We start from the raw sequence: 23,210 nt of genomic DNA on the forward strand, positions 1-23,210 counted from the left end.
GCAACAATCAGTCGCGATGGACGCCGAGATCGGCGATCACGGGCCCGTCGCCATTGAGCGGATTGGCCGGATCGCGCGCGTAACGCAATGTCTCGAAGCGCATCGCGCGCGCATCGATCATCAGGAGGCGGCCGACCAGGCCCTCGCCGAAACCGACGATCTCGCGGATCGCCTCCAGCGCCATCATCGAGCCGAGCACGCCTGCCAGCGCGCCCATGACGCCCGCCTCCGCGCAGGCCGGCACCGTGCCCGGCGGCGGCGCCTCTGGAAATAGGCAGCGATAGGTGGGATTGAATTCACCCTGCTCGTTCTTTTCGTGAGCGCGGATGGTCGTGAGTGAGCCATCGAAGGTGCCAAGCGCAGCCGTGATCAGCGGCCGCTTTGCGAAAAAGCAGGCATCCGACACCAGATAGCGCGTCGAAAAATTGTCGGAACCGTCGAGCACGAGGTCGTAGTCGCCGATCAGGCTCAGCGCATTGTCGGCGTTGAGCCAGGTCGCGTGGCCGACGAAACGGACATGCGGATTGAGCGCCGCGATCCGCTCGGCCGCGCTCTCGACCTTATGCCGGCCAATGTCAGGCGTGGTGTGGATCACCTGGCGCTGAAGATTCGACAGCGACACCACATCGTCATCGACCACGCCGAGCGTGCCGACGCCGGCGGCGGCCAGATACATCAGCGCGGGCGCGCCGAGCCCGCCGGCACCAATCACCAGCACGGAGGCCCGCTTCAGCGCAGCCTGGCCGGGACCGCCGACGTCGCGCAGCACGATATGGCGGGCATAGCGTTCGAGTTCGTCCGGGCTCAGCACCGTCTCTTACTCCTGAACCACCCCGAGATTGTTCGCGACCAACGAGATGTGGTTCAATGGCAGTGCGTTCAATGGGCTGGCTGGATTTGTCATGAGATCGATGCTTGCGGCAACACTGATGTTGGCGTCTGCCACAGTCACCAACGCCCAGACGACGGCGCCGCAGGTCCCTGGCACCAAGCCGAGGGTGGTGCAGACCGTCCCGATCAAGCCGCCCGCCCTGCAAACGCCGTCGGAAACGGCCGACGCGATGGCACAGGCCGAGCGGCTGTCGCTGCAATCCGACCTCGCCTGGGTCGGTCAATATAACGGTGCCATCACCGGCGACGTCAGCTCGCGCATGGTCGATGCCATCAAGGGATACCAGAAGGGCAAGGGTGGCAAGCCGACCGGCGTGCTCAATCCGCAGGAACGCGCCGCGCTCGCCGAGACCGCACGACGCAAGCAGGACAGCGTCGGCTGGAAGATCATGACGGAGATGACCAGCGGCGCGCGGATCGGCATTCCCTCGAAACTGGTGCCGCAGCAGGCCACCGATGCCAATGGCTCGAAATGGACCTCGCCGACCGGAACGGTGCAGGTGATGCTCAGCAGGCGCAAGGAGGCCAACCCGACCACCGCAAAGCTCGCGGACGCCGAGAAGAAAGAGCCTGCGGGGCGCAAGGTCGACTACATCGTGGTGAAGCCCGACTTCTTCGTGCTGTCGGGACTTCAGGGCCTGAAGAAATTCTACGTGCGCGGCACCTTCAAGGGCGACGAAGTCCGCATCATGACCATTCTCTACGACCAGGCCATGGAGAACACGGTCGAGCCGGTCGTGATCGCGATGTCGAGCGCGTTCAACGCGTTTCCGACGGGCCCGCAAGCCGGACCTCCGCCACGCAAGACCGTCGAATACGGCACCGGCATCGTCGTCAGCGACGACGGTGCGATTCTGGCGGATCGCCTCGTGACGGACTCTTGCCTCGCCATCACCATCGGCGGCTACGGCAGTGCCGACCGGCTTGCCGAGGACAAGGAGCACGACCTCGCGCTGCTGCACATCTACGGCGCGCGCGGCCTGAAGCCGCTCAGCCTCGCGAGCGGCATTGTGAAGACGAGTGTCGATGTCGTCGGCATCGCCGATCCGCAGAACCAGGGCGGCGCGGCCAACGTGTCGACCGTCAGGGGCGCACTGGCGCCGGTGACGGCGAGCGATTCGGCGCTGTCTCCACCGCCGGCCCTCGGCTTCTCCGGCAGCCCGGCCGTCGACGGCGAGGGCAAATTCGCCGGCGTCGCGCTGTCGAAGCCGGCGATGGTTGCCGGCCCCACGACATCCATGCCGGCGTCGCAAGCGGTGATGGTCTCGGCAGAAGCCGTGCGCGATTTCCTCAAGGCGAACGCTGTCACCGCGAATGGCACATCGACCGACGCGAAGAGCGCCGTCGTGCGCGTCATCTGCGTGCGGAAATAGCTATCGTGTCCCGGACGCGCTGCAACGCGCCAGTGTTGCTGCGCCGAGTCGGGACCCATGCCCCCTTAGCTCCGTGCTAGCTGCTTTCTGTGCCCCGGCTCTGCAGCGCACCGCTCTGCGCTGCGTCCAGGCCACCAGCTAGCTCAGCCTGAATCGGACTCCGCCCTTCGCCAGCCCGCCGGAGATCCCGACCGGCGTGCCATCGGCGCGCCAGCAGGCGGCGCCGGTCATGGTGCCGTCGTCGTGGAAGGCGATGCCGTTCATGCCGCCGGCGACCGTCGCGACCGGCTGCACCTTGTGGCCGAGCGCCGCGAGTTTTGCGCGCACAGTTTCCGGCACTGTATGCTCGACCTCGAGCGCATTGCCTTCGGTCCAGACGCGGGGCGCTTCGACGGCTTCCTGCAGGCTCATGCCGTGGTCGATCAGGTTGATCAGCGCCTGCATCGCGCTCGGAAAGATGCGCTTGCCGCCCGGCAGGCCCAGCGCGTAACGCAGCTTGCCGTCACGCAAAGCCATCATCGGCGACATCGAGGTCGTGACGCGCTTACCTGGTGCCAGCGAAAGCGCATGGCCCGGCCGCGGATCGAACAGATTCATGTAATTGTTGGCAATCGCGCCCAGACCCGGGATCATGATCTTGGCGCCGAACAGATTGTTGATGGTCTGCGTGGTCGCGACCACGTTGCCGAAGCTGTCCGCCGCCGTCATGTGCGTGGTGTGTGCGCTTTCGAGCTGTGTCACGCCGGCGCCAAAGGCCTGCGCACGAGCCGGATCGATCGTACGGCGGCGCTCCTCGGCATAGGCTTTCGACGTCAACTTCTCCACGGGCACGCCGACGTAATCAGGATCTCCGCTGGCCGCGGCGCGATCGGCGAAGGCGATCTTGAGGACCTCGGCGAGGTAGTGAATCGTCTCCGATGAACCGAACCCGAGCGCTTCGATATCGTAGCCCTCGAGAATGTTCAGCATCTGCGCGATGTGCACGCCAGAGGCCGCGGGCGGCGGCGGACCAAGGATGGTCCAGCCGCGATAGTCGGCGCGGATAGGCTGGCGCTCAACGGTCTTGTAATTGGTGAGATCGTCGCGGCGAATAAAGCCGCCAGCTTTCTCCATGTAGTCGACGAGGACATCGCCTAGCGCTCCCTCGTAGAGAGCCTTCTCGCCGTGATCGGCGATATGGCGCAGCGTCTCGGCATATTCTGAGTGCACCACGCGCTCGCCGACCTTGAGCGGCTCGCCACCCGGCAGATAGATTGCCGCAATCGGCTTGTCCTTGCGCATCACGCTCGCGCTCTCGCTGATGCATTCGTGCAGATACGGCGTCGCCGCATAGCCGCGCGCGGCGTGCTTGATCGCGGGCTGCATGACGTCGGCAAGCGACATGGTGCCGAACCTTTGCAGCGTCTCGCACCAAGCCTTCAGCGAGCCCGGCGTGGCCACCGCTTTCGGACCGTTCAGGTTCTCGTTGCCGACGGTGTCGAACACATCGGGCGCCGAGCCCGGCCTGGATGTGTAGGTGGTGTCGCGCACCAAAGCAGGCACCGTGCTCTGGCCGTCGATGACGCGATGACTGCCGTCGGCAAGCCTGATATGCGCCATGCCGCCGCCGATGATGCCAACCATCATCGGCTCGACCACGGTCAGCGTGAACAGCGTGGCGATCGAAGCATCGATGGCGTTACCGCCGGCGGCGAGCATCTCGGCGCCGGCGCTGGAGGCGAGCGGGTGGTTGCTGACGACCATGCCGCGGCTCGAGACCGCCGGCATTTTCTGACAGTCAAAGGTGGTTGCCGTCCGATCGCGCCAATTGCCGCTCATCACGCCTGCCCTTTCTGTTCAAGGCAGCAAGCACACCATAGGCACAACTACGGGTCCAGTATTGGTACGGATTAGCTGGCATTCCCGGTTCTGCCATCATCGTTAGCGTTGATTCGGACATCCGCGGTCCCCTTTGGATCGGGCAGGGTACGTCCTGAGCGAGAAGAGCTCAGCATCGAGAAGCGATGCACGTTCGCGTGGCGTTATCCGCAAGACCCAGGCACTCCAAAGGATTGATCTTCAAATGCACACGATCGTACTGGCCACCCAAAAGGGCGGCAGTGGCAAGAGCACGCTCGCCATCGGCCTCGCGCTGGCCGCCAGGCAGGCCGGCTTCACCGTCCGCCTGATCGAGACCGACCCGCAGGGCACCCTCTCCAATTGGTCGCGCCGCCGCAACAACGACGACATCGTCGTCGAGCCGATCTATCACGCCGCCGATTTCGCGCCGCGGCTGAAGATGCTGGCCGACAGCGGCCTCCAGCTCGCGATCGTCGACACCGCCGCCGGCCTTTCCGCCGCGACCACGGCTGCGATCCGTTACTCCGACCTCTGCCTGATCCCGGCCCGCCCGAGCGTCGCCGATATCGAGGCGACCGTCTCCACCGTCAGCGTCGCGCGCGCCTGGAAGCGGCGCTACAGCTTCGTACTGAACCAGACGCCGATCCGCGGCCAGCGCATCGATAATGCGGCGAGCGCGCTCGCCGAGGAAGCGGCACTCGATCTCACTGAGGTTCTCGCGCGCCCGCTGATCGTGATGCGCAACGACCACCAGGACTCGCTCGCCTCGGGCCTCGCCGTCAGCGAATTCGCGCCGAACGGCAAGTCGACGGAAGAGATCCGCGGCCTCTGGCGATGGATCGAGAACCGCCTCGAGCTCGAGGTCACGACCAATGCCCTGATCGACCAGGTCATGTCGGCGGCGGACGGGATGCTGCAGGTCGCCGGCGAGCTTGCGGCGGACGAAACCACGACTCTGGCGTCCTGAGCGGGGCGATCGCTCAGGAGAAAGACGGGCTCTTCGCTGTCCGGTGAATGAGCCCAAGCGACGAAGCAATCCGGCCAGCAGCCCGGCCGGATTGCTTCGCTTCGCGCGTCTCGGACATTCCATCCACAGGTCGCTGCGAGCGTAGCGAAGCAATCCAGAGTGTTTCGGCGGAGGGATTCTGGGTTCCTTCGCTGCGCTCGCAGTGACGGCGTGGTGAGATCATCATTTTACAGAGGCTCTCGGCCGTTCGCCTGCAATTCCTCTCATTTCTGACATTTCGGGCACCAGAAGGTCGAACGGCCGTTCTGGGTGAAGCGCTTGATCGTGCCGCCGCAGCGCGGGGTCGTGCATGTCTCGCCTTCGCGGTCATAGACCTTGAAGGAGTGCTGGAAATAACCGAGCTCGCCCGAGGTCTGGCGATGATCCCGCAGTGACGAGCCGCCGGCCTTGATGGCATCGTTCAGCACGGTGTGGATGGCGCCGACCAGGCGCTTGGCGTGATCGGTCGCCTCCCCCTTCTTGGTCGACAACGTCGCGGCGATTCGGCGCGGCGACAGGTGGGAGCGATGCAGGGCTTCGCAGACATAGATGTTGCCGAGACCTGCGACCACGCGCTGGTCGAGCAGCGCGGCCTTCAGGCTGGTGGTCTTGCCCTGGCAGGCGCGCGCCAGCATCGCAGCATCGAACTCGTTGCCGAGCGGCTCGGGGCCGAGGTCGCGCAAGAGCGGCTCGTCCTCGAGCGCATTGCGTGCGATCACTTTCATGTAACCGAAGCGTCTGGGATCGTTGAAGACGATGTCGGCGCCCGAGGACATCCGAAACAGCACGTGGTCGTGCGCGGAATCCTTCGCCTTCGGATAGTGAAACTCACCGGGCGCGGCCTGGTTGTCCGGCTTGATGACGCGGAACGATCCCGACATGCCCAGATGCATCAGCAGCACGTCGCCGGAGGCGAGATCGGCCATGAGGTATTTTGCACGGCGGCCAAGTCCCGTGACGATCTGTCCCTGGAGCCGGGCCACGAAATCGGGCTGGAACGGAAAGCGCAAATCGGGCCTGCGGGCCTCCGCGACCACGATTTTTGCCCCCTCCATCACGGGCTGAAGGCCGCGGCGGACGGTCTCGACTTCGGGCAATTCAGGCATGGTCAGGCATTCACCTTATGAGGGCGGTGTGATAGCGCCATTGCGGCGGCCGCGCTATGGTCGGCATCGTGGAGTAGAGTAATGGATCGGCCGGGCGAAACCACGCATTTTGGCTTCAGGGATGTCCCCCTGGGGGACAAGCAGACGCTGGTGAACGATGTGTTTCACAGCGTGGCGTCGCGCTATGATCTGATGAACGACCTGATGTCCGGCGGCCTGCACCGGGTCTGGAAGGACATCATGATCAACGCGCTGGATCCGCCGCGAAGCGACCGGCCGTTCAAATTGCTCGACGTTGCCGGCGGCACCGGCGACATCTCGTTCCGGGCCGCCAGGGCGGCGGGCTCCGGCTTCCATGCCACGGTCTGCGACATCAATTCCGACATGCTGGCGGTGGGCCGCGAGCGCGCCGCCAGGCGCCACCTCGACACCCAGGTCGATTTCGTCGAAGGCAATGCCGAAGCGCTCGCCTTCGCCGACCGCAGCTTCGACGCATATACGATCGCTTTCGGCATCCGCAACGTGCCGCAAATCGACAAGGCGCTGCGCGAGGCCTATCGGGTGCTGAAGCCCGGCAGCCGTTTCCTGTGCCTTGAATTCTCGACCGTCGAGATGCCCGGGCTCGACAAGCTCTACGATTTGTTCTCGTTCAAGGTGATCCCGCCACTCGGGCGCATGGTCACGGGCGACGCCGAATCCTACCAATATCTCGTCGAATCGATCCGCAGGTTTCCAAAGCCAAACGTCTTCGCCGACATGATCCGCGACGCCGGCTTCTCTCGCGTCGGCTTTCAGACCCTGACCGGCGGCATCGTCGCACTGCATTCAGGCTGGCGTTTGTGATTTCTGCCATCACCCACATTTCGCGCCTGATCCGCGCCGCGTTCGTGTTTGCGCGCGAGGGCGTGTTCGGCGCCGTCGACCCGAGCCTGGTGCCGCCGCCCGGGCAGCTCGCGCTGAAGCTTGCACGTCTCGTCGAACGCCGTGGCGTCAAGCACGGGCCGAAAATCTCGCGCGCGCTGACGCGGATGGGCCCGGCCTATCTCAAGCTCGGGCAATTCCTGGCGACGCGCCCGGATGTGGTCGGCGTCGTCATGGCGCGCGATCTCGAAAGCCTGCAGGACCGCCTGCCGCCATTCTCTCAAGCCGAAGCGGAAGCTGCGATCATCACCTCGCTGGAGCGGCCGTTGACGGACGTGTTCGCGAGCTTCGGACCGCCGGTCGCTGCCGCCTCGATCGCGCAGGTGCATCGCGGCGAGGTCGCGCGCGACGGTATCCGCAGGCCGGTCGCGATCAAGGTGCTCAGGCCCAACGTGTCCGCGCGCTTCCGCCGCGACCTCTCCGATTTCTTCTACGTCGCGCACAAGGCCGAAGCCTATTCGGCCGAGGCGCGGCGCCTGCGCCTGGTCGAGGTCATCAACACGATGTCGCGCTCGGTCGCGATGGAGATGGACCTGCGGCTCGAGGCCGCCGCGCTGTCGGAGATGGCGGAGAACACGCAGGACGATCCTGATTTTCGCGTGCCTGCCGTCGATTGGGATCGCACCACGCATAACGTGCTGACAATGGAGTGGATCGACGGCATCGCGCTGAACGACCACAAGCGCCTCGCAGAGGCGCAGGTCGACCTGCCCGATCTCGGCCGCAAGATCATCCAGAGTTTCCTGCGCCACGCGCTGCGCGACGGCTTCTTCCATGCCGACATGCATCCGGGCAATCTGTTCCTCGATGACGCCGGCCGCCTCGTCGCGGTCGATTTCGGCATCATGGGCCGGCTCGGCATGAAGGAGCGGCGCTTCCTCGCCGAAATCCTGCTCGGCTTCATCACGCGCGATTATCGCCGCGTGGCGGAAGTGCATTTCGAGGCGGGCTACGTGCCCGCGCATCATTCGGTCGAGAACTTCGCACAAGCCATCCGCGCCATCGGCGAGCCGATCCACAATCGCACCGCCGAGGAGATCTCGATGGCGCGGCTGCTGACGCTGCTGCTCGAGGTCACCGGCCTGTTCGACATGACGACGCGGCCCGAACTGATCCTGCTGCAGAAGACCATGGTGGTGGTCGAGGGCGTGGCGCGCGGCTTCGATCCCAAGCTCGACATCTGGAGAGTCGCCGACCCCGTGGTGCGCGAATGGATCGAGCGCAATCTCGGCCCCATCGGACGGGTGCAGGGCGCGCTGGCCGGCGGCGGCGACCTCGCCAAGGTACTGATGCGCCTGCCTGACATCGCCCATCGCTCGGTCGCGGTGCTGGAGCAGCTCGAGACCATGACGCGGGAAGGCATTCGGTTGTCGCCGGAGAGCATCGCCGCGATGGGACGCAGCGAGGGCCGCAAGAACCGCTGGCGCACCGTGGCAGTCTGGATCATCGCCGTGACCTTCATTGGCATCCTGATCGCGGTCCGGAATCTGTGATTGTCAAAAGCTTGATTGCATTGCAATCACATGACTGATAGCATCGCTATCATTCCGTGCTGGAGGGTGCCGTGGCAAGCCTGACCATCCGCAAGCTCGACGACGCCGTCAAAACCTATCTGCGGCTGCGATCGGCCAGGAATCGCCGATCGGTCGAGGAGGAGGTCCGGGTCATCCTGCGGGAGCTGATCGAGGGCCGCGAGGAGCCGCTGACGCCGTTTTCGGCGCCCCCGGCACCGTCCAGCGTTCCGGCGCCCCAGCGCACCGGCGCCCTTCCCGAGGCCAGTGTTACCCTGATCATCGGCGGCGGCATCGCCGCCTACAAGTCGCTCGACCTGATCCGCCGGCTGAAGGAGCGCCGCATCGAAGTCCGCTGCGTGCTGACCAAGGCGGCACAGCAATTCGTCACCCCGATGGCCGCGAGCGCGCTGTCGCATGAGCGCGTCCACACCGACCTGTTCGACCCTCAGAGCGAGTTCGACGCCGGCCATATCCGCCTCGCGCGCGACTGCGATCTGATCGTGGTGGCGCCGGCCACCGCCGATCTGATGGCGAAGATGGCCAATGGCCACGCCGACGATCTCGCCAGCGCGATCCTGCTCGCCAGCAACCGAAAGATCCTGCTGGCGCCGGCGATGAATCCGTTGATGTGGAACAATGCGGCGACGCGCCGCAACGTCGCGCAGCTGCAGCGGGACGGCGTGGTGCTGATCGGACCCAATTCCGGCGAGATGGCCGAATCGGGCGAAGCCGGAATCGGCCGCATGTCGGAGGCGATCGAGATCGCAAATGCCGCCGAGAAACTGCTGCGTCCGCCGGTGCCGCGCCCCCTCGCCGGCAAGCGCGTGCTGATCACTGCAGGCCCCACCCACGAGCCGATCGATCCGGTGCGCTATATCGCCAACCGCTCCTCCGGCAAGCAGGGCTTTGCCATTGCCGCCGCTGCGCAAGCTGCCGGCGCCGAGGTGATCCTGGTGAGCGGCCCGGTCGATCTCGATGATCCCGCTGGCGTCACCGTGAAGCACGTGGAGTCGGCGCGGCAGATGCTGGAGCAGGTGCAATCCGCGCTGCCTGCCGACATCGCGATCTTCGCCGCCGCCGTCGCTGACTGGCGCGTCGCCAATGAAGGCGAGCAGAAGCTGAAGAAGACTTCGGCCGGCATGCCGCCACTTCAGCTGGTCGAGAACCCCGACATCCTCGCCACGATCTCCAAGCTCACCGAGAAGCGCCCGCCGCTGGTGATCGGCTTCGCCGCCGAGACCGAGCACCTGATCGACAACGCCAAGACCAAGCTCGCGCGCAAGGGCTGCGACTGGATCGTCGCCAACGACGTTTCGCCCGCCACGGGCGTGATGGGCGGCGACCGCAACACCGTGCACCTCATCAGCAAGAATGCTGAGAAGAACGGCGAGATCACAGTTGATTCCTGGCCTGTCATGACCAAGGAACAGGTCGCCATCGAACTGGTCGCGCATATCGTGAAAAGCGTGACCAACAAATCCGTCGACAACTCCTTGGAGCCGGCATCTTGAGCAGCAAAGTCACGGTCGAACTGCAACGCCTGCCCCATGCGGAAGGCTTAGCCCTGCCGGCCTATCAGACCGCGGAGGCCGCCGGCCTCGACTTGATGGCAGCGGTGCCGGAGGGCGAGCCGATGACGCTCGCGTCGGGCCAATATGCGCTGGTGCCGACGGGCCTTGCGATCGGCCTACCACCGGGACACGAGGCCCAGGTGCGGCCGCGCTCCGGGCTCGCGGCCAAGCACGGCGTCACCGTACTGAACACGCCCGGCACGATCGATGCGGACTACCGCGGCGAGATCAAGGTGATCCTGATCAATCACGGCGCATCGCCGTTCGTGATCAAGCGCGGCGAGCGCATCGCGCAGATGGTGATCGCGCCGGTGCTTCAGGCTACGCTGGTTCCCGTGGCGACACTGTCCTCGACCGATCGCGGCGCCGGCGGCTTTGGATCGACAGGGCGGTAGCCGAACTGCGCGTTGGCTTCACCTCTCCCGCTTGCTTGCGGGAGAGGTCGCGCAAGGCGCGGGTGAGGGTTCTGTCCTCTGGGAGATTGTCCCGTTGCGGCGACACCCTCTCCCCAGCCCTTCCACCGCAAGCGGGGGAGGGAGCGCACCGTATCGCAACAACCAGCCCGCATCCTCCGCTAACGCGCGACGCCTCCAACCGAACTGCCCGCAGAATCACGTGAGCCTGGAACTCCACGCTCGGCATTTTTGTGGGGCCGCCCCTGCGTTCACGGTCTGGACTCTTACCGGTGGAGTCGCGGTGAGGGTATTGTCTTTTGATTCGCGCGCGGCGGGGGTCGCCGAGCGCAAATTCGTGCGGTCTTGGGGCAACTATGTCAGGCGTGATCGTGTCGATGCGTCGGACGCTGTTGTCGTGCACTTCGTTGGCGCGCAACGGCTTGTTGGGAGGCGCTCTCGCAGCGCTGCTGCCGGCTGAGCCGGCGAACGCCGCCGACCTTGTCGATACACTCTCGATATTGCTGGATTTCAACCGGCAGGAGCTTGCGGTGCTGGCCACTGCGCTTGCTCTGCTGGGCTTCTCGGTCATGGCCGCAATCCTCTTGATGCGCACGCGCGTGCGCACCGCCAAGACCGAGGCGGCGTTGCGCGGGCGGATCAGGGAACTCCAGTTGCAGGCCGACCGGTTCGGCGCGCTGCTGTTCGCCGAACCGCAGGTCCTGATCTCCTGGCCGGCCGGCGACGATCGCGCGCAGGTCTCCGGCGACATCTCCATGGTGCTGCCTCGCGATTCCTCGCCGCAGCGCGTGCTCGCATTCGGAACCTGGCTGCCGCCGGAACCGGCGCTCCGGATGGATCACGCCGTCGATAGCTTGCGCGAACGCGGCGACGGTTTCCAGGTCACCCTGACCACCGCCAACGGCCATACGCTGGAAGCGATCGGCCGCGCCATTGGCGGCCAAGCCATTGTCCGGATTCGCGAATTATCCGGCCTGCGGCGCGATTTGGCCGAGACCAATCTGCGCTACAGGGCGCTCTCCGACGAAACCGAGATGCTGCGCGGCTTCGCCACCGCCGCGCCATGGCCGATCTGGGCCAAGGGCGAGAACGGCGCGCTGACCTTTGCCAACCCGGCCTATGTCCGCGCCACCGAAGCGACCACCATCCACGATGCCCAGGACCGCAAGCTCGAGCTGCTCGACAGCGCCGACCGCACTGCCATGGAGCGCGGCCTGAAAGAGGCAGCTCAATTCACCTCGCGCCTGCCGATCGTGATCGGCGGCGAGCGGCGCATGTACGACGTGCGCGCCGTCAATGTCGGCCATGGCAGCGTCGGCGTCGCGATCGATGCCAGCGAGGCCGATGCGCTGAGCGCGGCCCTGGTGCGAATGGCGGAGGCGCATCGCCGCACACTCGACCAGCTCTCCTCCGGAGTTGCGGTGTTCGACGGCCAGCGCAGGCTCGCCTTCTACAACGATTCCTACCGCCGGCTGTGGGATCTCGACCGTAGCTTCCTCGACACCAACCCTGACGATTCCAGCGTGCTCGACCGGCTCCGCGCCGCGCGCAAACTGCCGGAGCAGCCGGACTTCCGCGCCTGGAAGGCCAAGCTGCACGAGGCCTATCGCGCGGTCGAAGCCGCCAAGGACACCTGGTACCTGCCAGACGGCCGCGCGGTGTCGGTCGTGACCACGCCGAATCCCGAAGGCGGCGTCACCTATCTGTTCGACGACGTCACCGAGAGCCTCGAGCTCGCCCGCCGCTTCGACGGCATGATCCGGGTCCAGCGCGAGACGCTGGACAGCCTCGCCGAGGGCGTCGCCGTGTTCGGCAGCAACGGCAAGGCGCAGCTGTTCAATCCGGCCTTCCTGCGCATGTGGAGGCTCTCGAACGACGCCATGCGCGAGGAGCCACACATCCAGACCGTCGAGGGCTGGTGCCACCAGCTGTTCGACGACCCCGCGGTCTGGCGCCAGATCCGCGAGGCCATCACCTCGATCGAAAACCGCGTCGATGTGCCGCTGAAGCTGGAGCGCAAGGACGGCAGCGTGCTCGACGGCATGATCCGTCCGCTGCATGATGGCGCGACCATGCTGACCTTCCTCGACATCACCGACACGGAAAACGTCGAGCGCGCGCTGCGCGAGCGCAACGAGGCGCTGGAGGCGGCCGATCAGATGAAGGTGGATTTCGTCCACCACGTCTCCTACGAGCTGCGCTCGCCGCTCACCACCATCATCGGCTTCGCGCACTTCCTGAGCGACCCCTCGACCGGGCCGCTGACGCCGAAGCAGGCCGAATATCTCGACTATGTCACCAAATCGACCAATGCGCTGCTGGCGCTGACCAACAACATCCTGGATCTTGCCACCATCGACGCCGGCGCCATGAAGCTGGAGCTCGGCCCGGTCGACGTCAGCAAGACCATCGAGCTCGCCGCGGAGGGCATCCAGGACCGCCTCGCCACTGACCGCATCCGTCTCAAGGTCGAGATCGCGCCCGATGTCGGCAGCTTCATCGGCGACGAGAAGCGCGTGGTGCAGGTGCTCTATAACCTGCTCGCCAATGCCGTCGGCTTCTCGCCGCAGGATTCCACCGTCGGGATCAGCGCGCGCCGCACAGAGCGCAGCGTGGTCTTCATTGTGACAGATTCCGGACCTGGAATACCCGCCGATATGAAGGACAAGGTGTTCAACTGGTTCGAAAGCCGCTCGCAAGGTTCGCGCCATCGCGGCGCCGGACTCGGCCTGTCGCTGGTGCGCTCCTTCGTCGAGCTGCATGGCGGCAAGGTGCAGGTGGATTCGGTCGTCGGCAAAGGCACGGTCGTCACTTGCGACTTCCCGACCGATCAGGCGGCGCATCGCGACGCCGCCGAATGAGCGAACCAGCCAAATTCTCCGTTGCGCTCCACGACGAGACGGCCACTGTGCAATTGATGGCCGACCTCGCGCTGCTGGTCGGCCCCGGCGACACCATCACGCTCTCAGGCGACCTCGGCGCCGGCAAGACGGCGGCGGCGCGCAGCCTGATCCGCTATCTCGCCGGCGACGACGACCTGGAAGTGCCGAGCCCGACGTTCACGCTGGTGCAGGGTTACGAGCTGCCGGCGTTCGCGGTGATGCACGCCGACCTCTATCGCGTCGAGGACGAAAGCGAGCTCGAGGAGATCGGGCTGTCGCCGCTGCCTGACGCCACGCTGGTGCTGATCGAATGGCCGGAGCGCGCGCCGTCCGCAATGCCTGAAGACCGTATCGACATCGCGCTGACGCATCGCCCGGAGCTGGGATCGACAGCCCGCGCCGCCGACGTCACCGGCTACGGCAAGAGCGCTGCGACCGTTGCGCGGTTGGAGGCGCTGCGCCAATTCCTCGACGCATCAGGCCATCTCGACGCCGGCCGCAGGCGCATGGCGGGCGATGCCTCCACCCGCTCCTATGCGCGCCTGATCCGCGACGATGGCGTCGTCATCCTGATGAACTCGCCGCAGCGCCCCGATGGCGCTGCGATCTATGACGGAAAATCCTACAGCGCCGCGGTGCATCTCGCCGAGAACATCAATCCTTTCGTCGCCATCGACGAAGGTTTGCGCGCGGCAGGAATTTCCGCACCGAAGATCCACCATGTCGATCTCGAGCACGGCTTCCTGATCTCCGAGGATTTCGGCAGCGAAGGGGTGATCGAAGGCAATCCGCCGCGTCCGATTCCCGAACGCTATGAGGTCGCAACCGACGTGCTGGCCGTGCTCCACGGCAAGTCATTGCCGGAAACGCTGCCGCTGGACGGGCAGACCTACACGATTCCTGTTTTCGACGCCGAGGCGCTGCTGATCGAGATCGGCTTGATGCCGGAATGGTATCTGCCGGATCGCAACGCGCCGCTGAGCAACGAGAAGCGCGCGGAATTCTTTGCGATGTGGCGCGAGCTGCTGAAGAAGCCGCTCGCCGCGCCGAAGACCTGGATTATCCGCGACTACCACTCGCCCAATCTGATCTGGCTCGCGGACCGCACGGGCATCGCTCGCGTCGGCGTGATCGATTTCCAGGACACCGTGCTCGGGCCGCGCTCCTATGACGTGGTGTCGCTGCTTCAGGACGCCCGCATCGACGTGCCCGAAGCCCTCGAGCTGACGCTGCTGTCGCGCTACATCAAGGCGCGCCGCGCTGAAGATGCGAGCTTCGATCCGGCCGGTTTCGCCGAGCTCTATGCCATCATGTCGGCGCAGCGCAACACGCGCCTGCTCGGCACCTTCGCCCGGCTCAACCGCCGCGACGGCAAGCCGCATTATCTGCGGCACCAGCCCAGGATCTGGACTTACCTCCAGCGCTCCCTCGCACATCCGGCGCTCGAACCTTTGCGCGATTGGTACCTCGCCAACGTCCCGCCGCCACAATCCTGAACAGCGACCGGTTTACCGGCTGTTAGCCATCGCACCAGTATCCTCGCGCGCAGGCAGCCGGATGAATACGGGCTGGAGCAAGGCGGATGGCGGTCAAGGCGGACCCTCGCGGGACCAACAGAGTTGTTTTCGAACGTGGGGTACCGGCCCAGATGATGGGCATCGACGGCACCTGGCGGCGCGAATGCACCATGGAGGACGTCTCCGAGAGCGGCGCCAAGCTGACCATCGACGGCTCGGTCGAAGGCCTGCATCTGAAGGAATTCTTCCTGCTGCTGTCGTCGACCGGGCTTGCGTACCGGCGCTGCGAACTGGCCTGGGTGAATGGCGATCAGATCGGCGTCAATTTCCTGAAAGTCGGCGACAAGAAGAAAAAGGCGCGTTCCACAGCCGCTGGGGCGTGACGGCAACACACGTCGCACAACCGTCACGGCGGGCGGCTAAGGCGATCAAGACGCGGTGCGGCCGGCCGGGGCTCGTGCTAGGCTGCCGCAGCACAGAGATTTCGAGGTTCGAGAAAGCGAAGGATGTCCGTCAAACCGACCAAAGCCATGGTGCTCGCCGCGGGGCTCGGCCTGCGCATGCGTCCGCTGACGGATAAGATGCCGAAGCCGATGGTGCCGGTGGCGGGACAGCCGCTGCTCGACCACGTCCTCGACAAGCTCGCGCAGGCCGGCGTCACCGAGGCGGTGGTCAACGTGCACTATCTGCCCGACCAGATCATCGAGCACACCGCAACGCGCCAGCATCCACGCGTGATCATCTCAGACGAGCGCGACCAGGTGCTCGGCACCGGCGGCGGCGTGGTCAAGGCGCTGCCGCTGCTCGGCGATGCGCCGTTCTTCCATGTCAATTCCGATACGCTTTGGATCGACGGCGTGCGCTCCAATCTGGCGCGGCTTGCCGAAAACTTCGAACCAGCACGCATGGACATCCTGCTGCTGATGGCACCCACCGCGACCAGCATCGGCTATAGCGGTCGCGGCGATTACGGCATGCTGCCCGACGGCGCCCTGCGCAAGCGCAAGGAAAAAGAGATCGTCCCGTTCGTCTATGCCGGTGCCGCCATCCTGTCCCCGAAAATCTTCGAAGGTGCGCCACAGGGCGAGTTCTCGCTGACCAAGATGTTCGACCGCGCCAATGAGCAGGAGCGCCTGTTCGGCCTCCGCCTTGACGGCGTCTGGATGCATGTCGGCACGCCGGATGCGATCCACGCCGCGGAAGAGGCGTTTCTGGAGAGCGTGGCGTAGGGGACTCTCTTGTCCCGGACGCGGTGCGGCGCGAAGTGCCGCTCCGCAGAGCGGGCCCACTCCATCCTCGCTTGTGGAACGAAGGCGGCTGGGCCCCGGCTCAGCGGCGCATCACTGCGTGCTGCGCCGCGTCCGGGGCACGAGAGCCGTGTGACGGCGAACAGCGGGGACGACATCACCAGAGCCCATGACCATTTGAATCGGCGTCCCTATATTGCCTGATCCTTCGAATCAGGCAGCCCATGCGCGTTTTCAGCGTTCCGCTCTCAGTTCCGTTCCTGCGCACGATCGTCTCGGCTCTGCTCGAGGGACGGCTGGTTGACGGCTTCGAGGCGCGCAAGGAACCGGCGCGGCTGGCGGACACGACGCTCTATCTCCCGACGCGGCGCGCCATGCGTGTCGTCCGCGAGATCTTCCTCGACGAGATGAAGGCGGACGCGGTGGTGCTGCCACGCATCGTCGCGCTCGGCGACATCGACGAGGACGAGCTCGCCTTCGCTGATGAGGCCGAACAGTTTTCCGGTACAACACCGCTCGAGATCCCGCCGCGGCTCGGCGAGCTGGAACGGCGGCTGACGCTGGCGCAGCTCGTGGCCGCCTGGGCCAAGGGGCCGGTGCTGGCGCCGCTGGTGGTCGGCGGCCCCGCCTCGACGCTGGCGCTGGCCGGCGATCTGGCCCGCCTGATCGACGACATGGTGACGCGCGGCGTCGACTGGAGCGCACTCGACGGCCTGGTGCCTGACAGCCTCGATCGCTACTGGCAGCACTCGCTCGAATTCCTGCGCATCGCCCGCATCGCCTGGCCGCAGCATCTGGCGGAGATCAACCGGATCGAGCCGGCGGCGCGGCGCGATCTCCTGATCGCCGCGGAAGCCAGGCGCCTGACCGCGCATCCCAACGGGCCCGTGATCGCAGCCGGCTCGACCGGCTCGATGCCGGCCACTGCGAAGTTCCTGCATGCGGTCGCCGCGCTGCCGCACGGCGCCGTGGTGCTGCCGGGTCTCGATACCGATCTCGACGAGGACGCCTGGCGCAGCATCGGCGGCGTGCGCGATTCGCTCGGCAAATTCGCCGAGCATCCGGTCTCGAACCATCCGCAATATGCCATGCATGCGCTGCTGGATCGCTTCGGCATCAAGCGCAGCGATGTCGAGATCCTCCAGCCGCCGGCGGACGACGGCCGCGATCTGCTCGCTTCCGAATCGATGCGTCCCTCCGCCAAGACGGAACTCTGGCACGACCGGCTGAAGCAGCCTGACGTCGCAGCGAAGATCGGCCGCGGCATGACGAATCTCGCCGTGGTCGAAGCTCCCAATCCGGAGATGGAAGCGCTGGCGATCGCCATTGCGATGCGCGAGGCGCGGCATCTCGACAAATCGGCAGCGCTGGTGACGCCGGATCGCGCACTGGCGCGGCGCGTCATGGCCGCGCTGACCCGATGGGATCTCGTCTTTGACGATTCCGGCGGCGACGCGCTGATGGAAACCTCCGCCGGCGTGTTTGCCCGGCTCGCAGCGGAGGCGGCGACAAGGGGCCTGGAGCCGCCGACACTGCTGGCGATGGTGAAGCATCCGCTGTGCCGGCTCGGCCGCGCGCCCGGTGCGTGGAAGGCGGCGATCGAGGACCTCGAGCTCGCCGTGTTGCGCGGCACGCGCCCGCCGGCGGGCACGGGCGGTCTCCTGCGCGAGTTCAACCGTTTTCGCGAGGAGCTTGGAAAACTGTGGCGTAGCGAAGTCTCTGCGCTCCACGCCGCCGAGCCTCGCGCACGTCTCAAGGCGGAAGATCTCGACCGTATCCAGGCGCTGATCGATGCGCTGCAGAAGGCATTGGCGCCGGTCGAGTGTCTGGTGGCATCGAAGCCGTTCGACTTCGCCGAGCTTGCGCACCGCCATCGCGAGATCATGATCGAGCTGTCGCGCGACGAGCAGGGCATTCCGCTGGCCTTCGAGGAGCGCGAGGGCCTCGCGCTGGCCGGCGCCTTCGACGATCTGCTGCGCGGCGGCACGACCAGCGGATTGATGGTGACGTTGCCGGATTATGCTGACGTGTTCCAGACCGCCTTCAGCGATCGCGCCGTGCGCCGACGCGACAGACCCGGCGCACGCCTGCAGATCTACGGCCCACTGGAATCGCGCCTGATGCAGGCCGACCGCATCATCATCGGCGGACTGATCGAGGGCGTCTGGCCGCCGGCGCCGCGCATCGATCCCTGGCTGAGCCGGCCGATGCGGCACGAACTCGGCCTCGACCTGCCGGAGCGGCGCATCGGCCTCTCCGCGCATGACTTTGCTCAGCTGCTCGGCGGCGATGAGGTGATTCTCACTCATTCCGCCAAGGCCGGCGGCGCGCCGGCGGTAGCCTCGCGCTTCCTGCACCGGCTGGAGGCGGTCGCGGGCGTTGAGCTCTGGAAGGCGGCTGTCCGCGCCGGCGAAAAGTACGTGCAGTTTGCGGGCGCGCTGGATCAGCCCAATACGGTCGAGCCGATCAAGCAGCCCGAGCCGCGGCCGCCGCGCGCGACGCGGCCGCTGAAGATGTCGGTCACCGCGATCGAGGACTGGCTGCGCGATCCCTACACGATCTATGCAAAATATATCTTGCGCCTGGATGCGCTCGATCCCGTCGACATGCCGCTCTCGGCCGCCGATCGCGGCTCAGCCATTCACGATGCGATCGGCGAATTCACCGAAAGCTGTGCGGCGCGTCTGCCCGACGATCCCGCGCGCGTGCTGCGGGCGATCGGCGAGAAGCATTTTGCGGCGCTGATGGAGCGCCCCGAGGCGCGCGCGCTGTGGTGGCCGCGCTTCCAGCGCATTGCGCACTGGTTCGGCGAATGGGAGACGGCGCGGCGCGATGCGATCGAAGCAATCGCGGCGGAGACGCGCGGCCAGATCTCGATCACGCTCGACAACAATCGCAGCTTCCAACTCTCCGCCCGCGCCGATCGCATCGAGCGGCGCAAGGGCGGCAGCTACGCCATCCTCGACTACAAGACCGGGCAGCCGCCGACCGGCAAACAGGTCCGCATGGGCCTGTCGCCCCAGCTCACGCTGGAAGCGGCGATCCTGCGTGAGGGAGGTTTTCCTGACATCGACGCCGGCGCGTCCGTGAGCCAGCTTGTCTATGTCCGCCTGAGCGGCAACAATCCGCCGGGCGAGGAGCGCATTCTCGAGCTCAAATACAAGCCGGGCGACGAACCGCAGCCGCCGGATACGGCTGCCGCGGAGGCGCGCGCCAAGCTGGAGGCGCTGATCCGAGCCTTCGAGGACGAAAGTCAGCCCTATACCTCGCTGAACCTGCCGATGTGGGCGAACCGCTACGGCGCCTATGACGATCTCGCCCGGATCAAGGAATGGTCGGCAGCCGGCGGATTGGGGATCGAGGAATGGTAAGGGCCCCGCGTCCCATCCCGGATGAAGTGCGCGCGCGGCAGGCGCGCGCGTCCGATCCGACCGCGTCGGCCTTCGTCTCGGCCAATGCCGGCTCGGGCAAGACGCACGTGCTGGTGCAGCGCGTGATCCGCCTGCTGTTATCGGGCGTGCCGCCGGAAAAGATCCTCTGCATCACCTTCACCAAGGCTGCTGCCGCGAATATGGCCGAGCGCGTGTTCACGACACTTGGCCATTGGGTCACGCTTGACGATACCGGGCTCGACGCCGCGATCCGCGCCGTCGGCATCCCCCACCCGAGCGCGAAATTGCGCCGCGAAGCACGAAAACTATTCGCCTGCGCGCTGGAGACGCCGGGCGGATTGAAGGTGCAGACCATTCATGCGCTCTGCACCCGCCTGCTCCAGCAATTTCCGTTCGAGGCCAACGTGCCCGCGCGCTTTTCCGTCATGGACGATCGCGACCAGGCCGACATGATGGAGCGCGCCAATCTGAAGGTGCTGCTGGAGGCCGCGCGTGATCCGGAGAGCGTCACCGGCCGCGCGCTGCTGACCGCAATGGCGAGCGCCGCCGACGTCACCTTCAAGGAGGTCGTGCGCGAGGCCTGCCTGAGCCGGGACCATTTCATGGCCTGGACCGACGAGGCCGGCAATCCCGGCGCGGCGACCGCACAGATGGCGGCCGTGCTGGGCGTCGATCCGAGCGACCGCATCGAGGATGTCGAGACGGAGATTCTCGATGGACCATACTTGCCGCGCTCGCGCTGGGACGACATTGCCTTCGCGCTGGAGGACGGCAGCAAATCCGACAACGACCAGGCGAGTCGTCTTCGCGAAGCAAAGGCTTTCTCCGGCGCCGCGCAGGTCGATGCCTATCTCTGCGTCTTCCTCACGGATGAAAAGCTGCCGCGCAAGGCGGTACTGACCAAGAAGTTTGGGGAGCACAATCCGTCCGTCGCGCGCCTGTTCGAGAACGAAGCATCTCGTCTCTGTGGATTGGTCGAGAAACGCCGCGCTGTGACCCTGCGCGACCGCACCGCGGCCTTGCTGCATATCGCGACGGCCGCCGCTGCGAACTACCGCCGCGAGAAACTGGAGCGCGGCCTGCTCGACTACGACGACCTCATCGACAAGACGCTGGCGATGCTCGATCGCATCGCCTCGGGCTGGGTGCATTACAAGCTTGACCGCGGCGTCGATCACGTCCTGATCGACGAGGCCCAGGATACCAGCCCCAGGCAATGGGACATCGTCGCGCACATCATCTCGGAATTCACCGCCGGCGAAGGCGCGCGCCAGGGGCTGAACCGCACGGTGTTCGCCGTCGGCGACGAGAAGCAGTCGATCTTCTCGTTCCAGGGCGCAGCTCCCCATGAATTCGACGCGCGCCGGCGCGAGCTGCATCGCAAGTTCACCGCGGCCGGACTGAAGTTCGATCCGGTCGCGTTCACCTATTCGTTCCGCTCGGGCGCGACGATCCTGCATTCGGTCGATCACGTCTTTCGCGATCCCGCGATCTACAAGAGCATCCATGCGGTCGAGATCGGCCATCCCCTGCACAATGCGCTCGCCGATGCCGGTCCCAGCGTGATCGAGCTGTGGGATCTTGCGGAGGCCGACGACCGGCAGGAGATCGAGGGCTGGCGCGCGCCGTTCGACGGCGTCGCCGTCACCAGCCCCGAGGTCAAGCTCGCCCGCCGCATCCAGGCCGAGATCAAGCGGCTGGTCGAGAGCGGTGCGCTGACGGGCCATGAAGGCGAGCGGCGGCCGCTGCGCTATGGCGACATGCTGATCCTGGTGCGCCGGCGCGGCAATGCGTTCGACGCGGTGATCCAGGCGCTGAAGCACGCCAACATCCCGGTCGCCGGCGCCGACCGCCTCAAGCTCACCGAGCACATCGCGATCATCGATCTGATGAACCTTGCGGATGCGCTGCTGCTGCCGCAGGACGACCTCGCGCTGGCCGTGGCGCTGAAGAGCCCCCTGTTCGGGCTCGACGACGACGATCTGTTCCAGCTTGCCCATGCCCGCAAGAGCTCGCTGCGCCGCGCGCTCGGCGAGCATGCGGCGGACAGCGAGAAATTCGCGGCCGTGCTGGGGCGGCTTGAAGCGTGCGAAACGCGCGCGCGCGAGGAGACGCCGTTCGCGTTCTACGCTTGGCTGCTCGGCGGAGACGACGGCCGTGCGCGCATCCTGCGCCGGCTCGGCCACGAGGCCAATGACGCGCTCGACGAATTCCTGGAGCTGGCGCTGAACTACGAGCGTAAGGCGCCGGCCTCGTTGCAAGGTTTCATGGCCTGGCTGCGCTCGGCCGACACCGAGGTGAAGCGCGACATGGAGATCACGCGCGACGAGGTGCGGGTGATGACGGTGCACGGTGCCAAGGGTCTCGAGGCCTCGGTCGTGTTCATGGTCGACACCACCTCGTCGCCCGCTGACTCCCAGCGGGTCCGACTGATCAATGTGCCGCGCGGTAACGGCGGCGAGGTCGTGGTCTGGGCCGGCCGCAAGGCCGATGATCCCAAGCCGGTCGCCGAGGCGCGCAAGGCGATGCTGGAGGAGACCGAGGACGAATATCGCCGCCTGCTCTACGTCGCGATGACGCGCGCCGCCGACCGGCTGATCGTCGGCGGCTGCATGCCCGGCAATATGAGGACGGTCCGCAAGCTGAGCTGGTACGACCTCATCGACACCGGGCTGTCAGGCTCGGGCCTGGCCAAGGAGACGATCGAAACGCCGCTCGGCAAGGTGACGCGATTCGCCCGCCCCGAGGACGTTGTTGCGCTCGGCATGCCCACAACCGCGGTGGAGCATTCGGTCACGCTGCCGGACTGGCTGCGGACGCGCGCACCACGCGAAATGATCGAGGACGATCCGGTGCGCCCGTCTGGCCAGGCGGCGGAGGAAGGCCGCGCAGTCCGATCGGGCGAATCAGTGCAGTCGCGCGCGCTGGCGCTCCAGCGCGGCACGCTGGTGCACCGTCTGCTGCAGTCGCTGCCCGACATCGCCACCGAGCGGCGGCGCGAGGCCGCGCTCGGCTTCATGGCGCGCAATGCGCCGGACTGGTCCGAAACTGACCGCGTTGCGCTCGCCGACAAGGTGCTCGCCCTGATCACCGAGCCGCGCTTTTCGGCCGTGTTTGGCGCCGACAGCCGGGCCGAGGTCGCCATTGTCGGCAAGCTCGACCGGCCCGGGCGACCGCCGGCGCTGGTGTCAGGCCAGATCGACCGGCTGGTCGTTGGTCCGGAGGAAGTCTTGATCGTCGATTTCAAGACCAACCAGGCCGCACCCAGGAGTGCGGCGGAGGCGCCCGCCGCCTACGTCCGACAACTCGCGCTGTACCGGGCGGTGCTGGCACGGCTTTATCCCCAAAAGCCCATCCGCGCCGTCCTGCTCTGGACCGAGGTCCTTGAATATATGGAGATTTCAGCCCCCGCGCTGGACGCGGCGCTGGCATCCGTTCATCTCGGTGTGAGCGTCCTTGACCCGGCAAGGGGCCGTTCATAGGTTGACGCCATGATCCCCGGCGCGATTCCAGGTCGCGCCGATTCTCTTTCAACCGA

The 23,210-nt window shown here is 66.2% G+C and carries 15 protein-coding genes; 12 read left to right on the plus strand and 3 right to left on the minus strand.

Annotation, left to right across the window (positions count from 1 at the left end):
- Nucleotides 1–7: 7 nt before the first annotated feature.
- A complete protein-coding gene (locus XH88_RS00340; RefSeq protein ID WP_271613447.1) occupies nucleotides 8–811 on the minus strand; it encodes a HesA/MoeB/ThiF family protein in 804 nt (267 codons plus the stop codon).
- A 91-nt stretch (nucleotides 812–902) separates the two neighbouring features.
- Between XH88_RS00340 and XH88_RS00345 the strand changes: the two genes are divergently transcribed.
- On the plus strand, nucleotides 903–2,264 hold the full coding sequence (locus tag XH88_RS00345; protein WP_271613448.1) for a S1 family peptidase: 1,362 nt from the start codon (nucleotides 903–905) through the stop codon (nucleotides 2,262–2,264).
- Between the two features lie 138 nt (nucleotides 2,265–2,402).
- On the opposite strand, the gene ggt is transcribed toward XH88_RS00345, so the two are convergent.
- Nucleotides 2,403–4,082 carry a gamma-glutamyltransferase gene (gene ggt, locus XH88_RS00350; RefSeq protein ID WP_271613449.1) on the minus strand — a complete coding sequence of 560 codons (1,680 nt, stop codon included), beginning with the start codon at nucleotides 4,080–4,082 and terminating at the stop codon, nucleotides 2,403–2,405.
- Between the two features lie 244 nt (nucleotides 4,083–4,326).
- Here ggt and XH88_RS00355 point away from each other — a divergent pair, with 244 nt between their 5' ends.
- Nucleotides 4,327–5,070 carry a ParA family protein gene (locus tag XH88_RS00355; RefSeq protein ID WP_271613450.1) on the plus strand — a complete coding sequence of 248 codons (744 nt, stop codon included), beginning with the start codon at nucleotides 4,327–4,329 and terminating at the stop codon, nucleotides 5,068–5,070.
- Between the two features lie 263 nt (nucleotides 5,071–5,333).
- On the opposite strand, the gene mutM is transcribed toward XH88_RS00355, so the two are convergent.
- Nucleotides 5,334–6,215 (minus strand): bifunctional DNA-formamidopyrimidine glycosylase/DNA-(apurinic or apyrimidinic site) lyase, encoded by an 882-nt coding sequence (gene mutM / locus XH88_RS00360; protein ID WP_271613451.1) that lies wholly within the window; start codon nucleotides 6,213–6,215, stop codon nucleotides 5,334–5,336.
- Nucleotides 6,216–6,296: 81 nt separating this feature from the next.
- On the opposite strand from mutM, the gene ubiE reads away from it, so the two are divergent.
- The 10 genes from ubiE to addA all read left to right on the plus strand — a co-directional run bounded on the left by ubiE (nucleotide 6,297) and on the right by addA (nucleotide 23,154).
- Nucleotides 6,297–7,058: a bifunctional demethylmenaquinone methyltransferase/2-methoxy-6-polyprenyl-1,4-benzoquinol methylase UbiE gene (ubiE, locus tag XH88_RS00365; RefSeq protein ID WP_271613452.1), complete on the plus strand. Its 762-nt coding sequence runs from the start codon at nucleotides 6,297–6,299 to the stop codon at nucleotides 7,056–7,058.
- A complete protein-coding gene (gene ubiB / locus XH88_RS00370; RefSeq protein WP_271613453.1) occupies nucleotides 7,055–8,629 on the plus strand; it encodes a 2-polyprenylphenol 6-hydroxylase in 1,575 nt (524 codons plus the stop codon). Before ubiE ends, ubiB begins: the two co-directional genes overlap by 4 nt.
- A gap of 71 nt (nucleotides 8,630–8,700) precedes the next feature.
- Nucleotides 8,701–10,161 carry a bifunctional phosphopantothenoylcysteine decarboxylase/phosphopantothenate--cysteine ligase CoaBC gene (gene coaBC, locus XH88_RS00375; protein WP_271613454.1) on the plus strand — a complete coding sequence of 487 codons (1,461 nt, stop codon included), beginning with the start codon at nucleotides 8,701–8,703 and terminating at the stop codon, nucleotides 10,159–10,161.
- Nucleotides 10,158–10,616 carry a dUTP diphosphatase gene (dut, locus tag XH88_RS00380; RefSeq protein ID WP_271613455.1) on the plus strand — a complete coding sequence of 153 codons (459 nt, stop codon included), beginning with the start codon at nucleotides 10,158–10,160 and terminating at the stop codon, nucleotides 10,614–10,616. Before coaBC ends, dut begins: the two co-directional genes overlap by 4 nt.
- A gap of 374 nt (nucleotides 10,617–10,990) precedes the next feature.
- Nucleotides 10,991–13,495, plus strand: coding sequence for a PAS domain-containing sensor histidine kinase (locus XH88_RS00385; RefSeq protein ID WP_271613456.1), 2,505 nt, complete (start codon nucleotides 10,991–10,993; stop codon nucleotides 13,493–13,495).
- Nucleotides 13,492–15,012 carry a tRNA (adenosine(37)-N6)-threonylcarbamoyltransferase complex ATPase subunit type 1 TsaE gene (gene tsaE, locus XH88_RS00390; protein WP_271613457.1) on the plus strand — a complete coding sequence of 507 codons (1,521 nt, stop codon included), beginning with the start codon at nucleotides 13,492–13,494 and terminating at the stop codon, nucleotides 15,010–15,012. The genes XH88_RS00385 and tsaE overlap by 4 nt, the downstream gene beginning before the upstream one ends.
- Before the next feature lie 86 nt (nucleotides 15,013–15,098).
- On the plus strand, nucleotides 15,099–15,416 hold the full coding sequence (locus XH88_RS00395) for a PilZ domain-containing protein (RefSeq protein WP_271613458.1): 318 nt from the start codon (nucleotides 15,099–15,101) through the stop codon (nucleotides 15,414–15,416).
- Between the two features lie 123 nt (nucleotides 15,417–15,539).
- Nucleotides 15,540–16,262, plus strand: coding sequence for a nucleotidyltransferase family protein (locus XH88_RS00400; RefSeq protein ID WP_271613459.1), 723 nt, complete (start codon nucleotides 15,540–15,542; stop codon nucleotides 16,260–16,262).
- A 242-nt stretch (nucleotides 16,263–16,504) separates the two neighbouring features.
- Nucleotides 16,505–19,651 (plus strand): double-strand break repair protein AddB, encoded by a 3,147-nt coding sequence (gene addB / locus XH88_RS00405; RefSeq protein ID WP_271613460.1) that lies wholly within the window; start codon nucleotides 16,505–16,507, stop codon nucleotides 19,649–19,651.
- Nucleotides 19,645–23,154, plus strand: coding sequence for a double-strand break repair helicase AddA (gene addA, locus XH88_RS00410; protein WP_271613461.1), 3,510 nt, complete (start codon nucleotides 19,645–19,647; stop codon nucleotides 23,152–23,154). The genes addB and addA overlap by 7 nt, the downstream gene beginning before the upstream one ends.
- Nucleotides 23,155–23,210: the final 56 nt, after the last annotated feature.

The organism is Bradyrhizobium sp. CCBAU 51627, assembly GCF_028128765.1.
Classification (GTDB): Bacteria; Pseudomonadota; Alphaproteobacteria; order Rhizobiales; family Xanthobacteraceae; genus Bradyrhizobium.

Coding starts and splice junctions, on each gene's coding strand:
- XH88_RS00345 (WP_271613448.1), top strand. CDS start 903: ATGAGATCGATGCTTGCGGCAACACTGATGTTGGCGTCTGCCACAGTC.
- ggt (WP_271613449.1), bottom strand. CDS start 4,082: ATGAGCGGCAATTGGCGCGATCGGACGGCAACCACCTTTGACTGTCAG.
- XH88_RS00355 (WP_271613450.1), top strand. CDS start 4,327: ATGCACACGATCGTACTGGCCACCCAAAAGGGCGGCAGTGGCAAGAGC.
- mutM (WP_271613451.1), bottom strand. CDS start 6,215: ATGCCTGAATTGCCCGAAGTCGAGACCGTCCGCCGCGGCCTTCAGCCC.
- ubiE (WP_271613452.1), top strand. CDS start 6,297: ATGGATCGGCCGGGCGAAACCACGCATTTTGGCTTCAGGGATGTCCCC.
- XH88_RS00385 (WP_271613456.1), top strand. CDS start 10,991: ATGTCAGGCGTGATCGTGTCGATGCGTCGGACGCTGTTGTCGTGCACT.
- tsaE (WP_271613457.1), top strand. CDS start 13,492: ATGAGCGAACCAGCCAAATTCTCCGTTGCGCTCCACGACGAGACGGCC.
- XH88_RS00395 (WP_271613458.1), top strand. CDS start 15,099: ATGGCGGTCAAGGCGGACCCTCGCGGGACCAACAGAGTTGTTTTCGAA.
- XH88_RS00400 (WP_271613459.1), top strand. CDS start 15,540: ATGTCCGTCAAACCGACCAAAGCCATGGTGCTCGCCGCGGGGCTCGGC.
- addB (WP_271613460.1), top strand. CDS start 16,505: ATGCGCGTTTTCAGCGTTCCGCTCTCAGTTCCGTTCCTGCGCACGATC.
- addA (WP_271613461.1), top strand. CDS start 19,645: ATGGTAAGGGCCCCGCGTCCCATCCCGGATGAAGTGCGCGCGCGGCAG.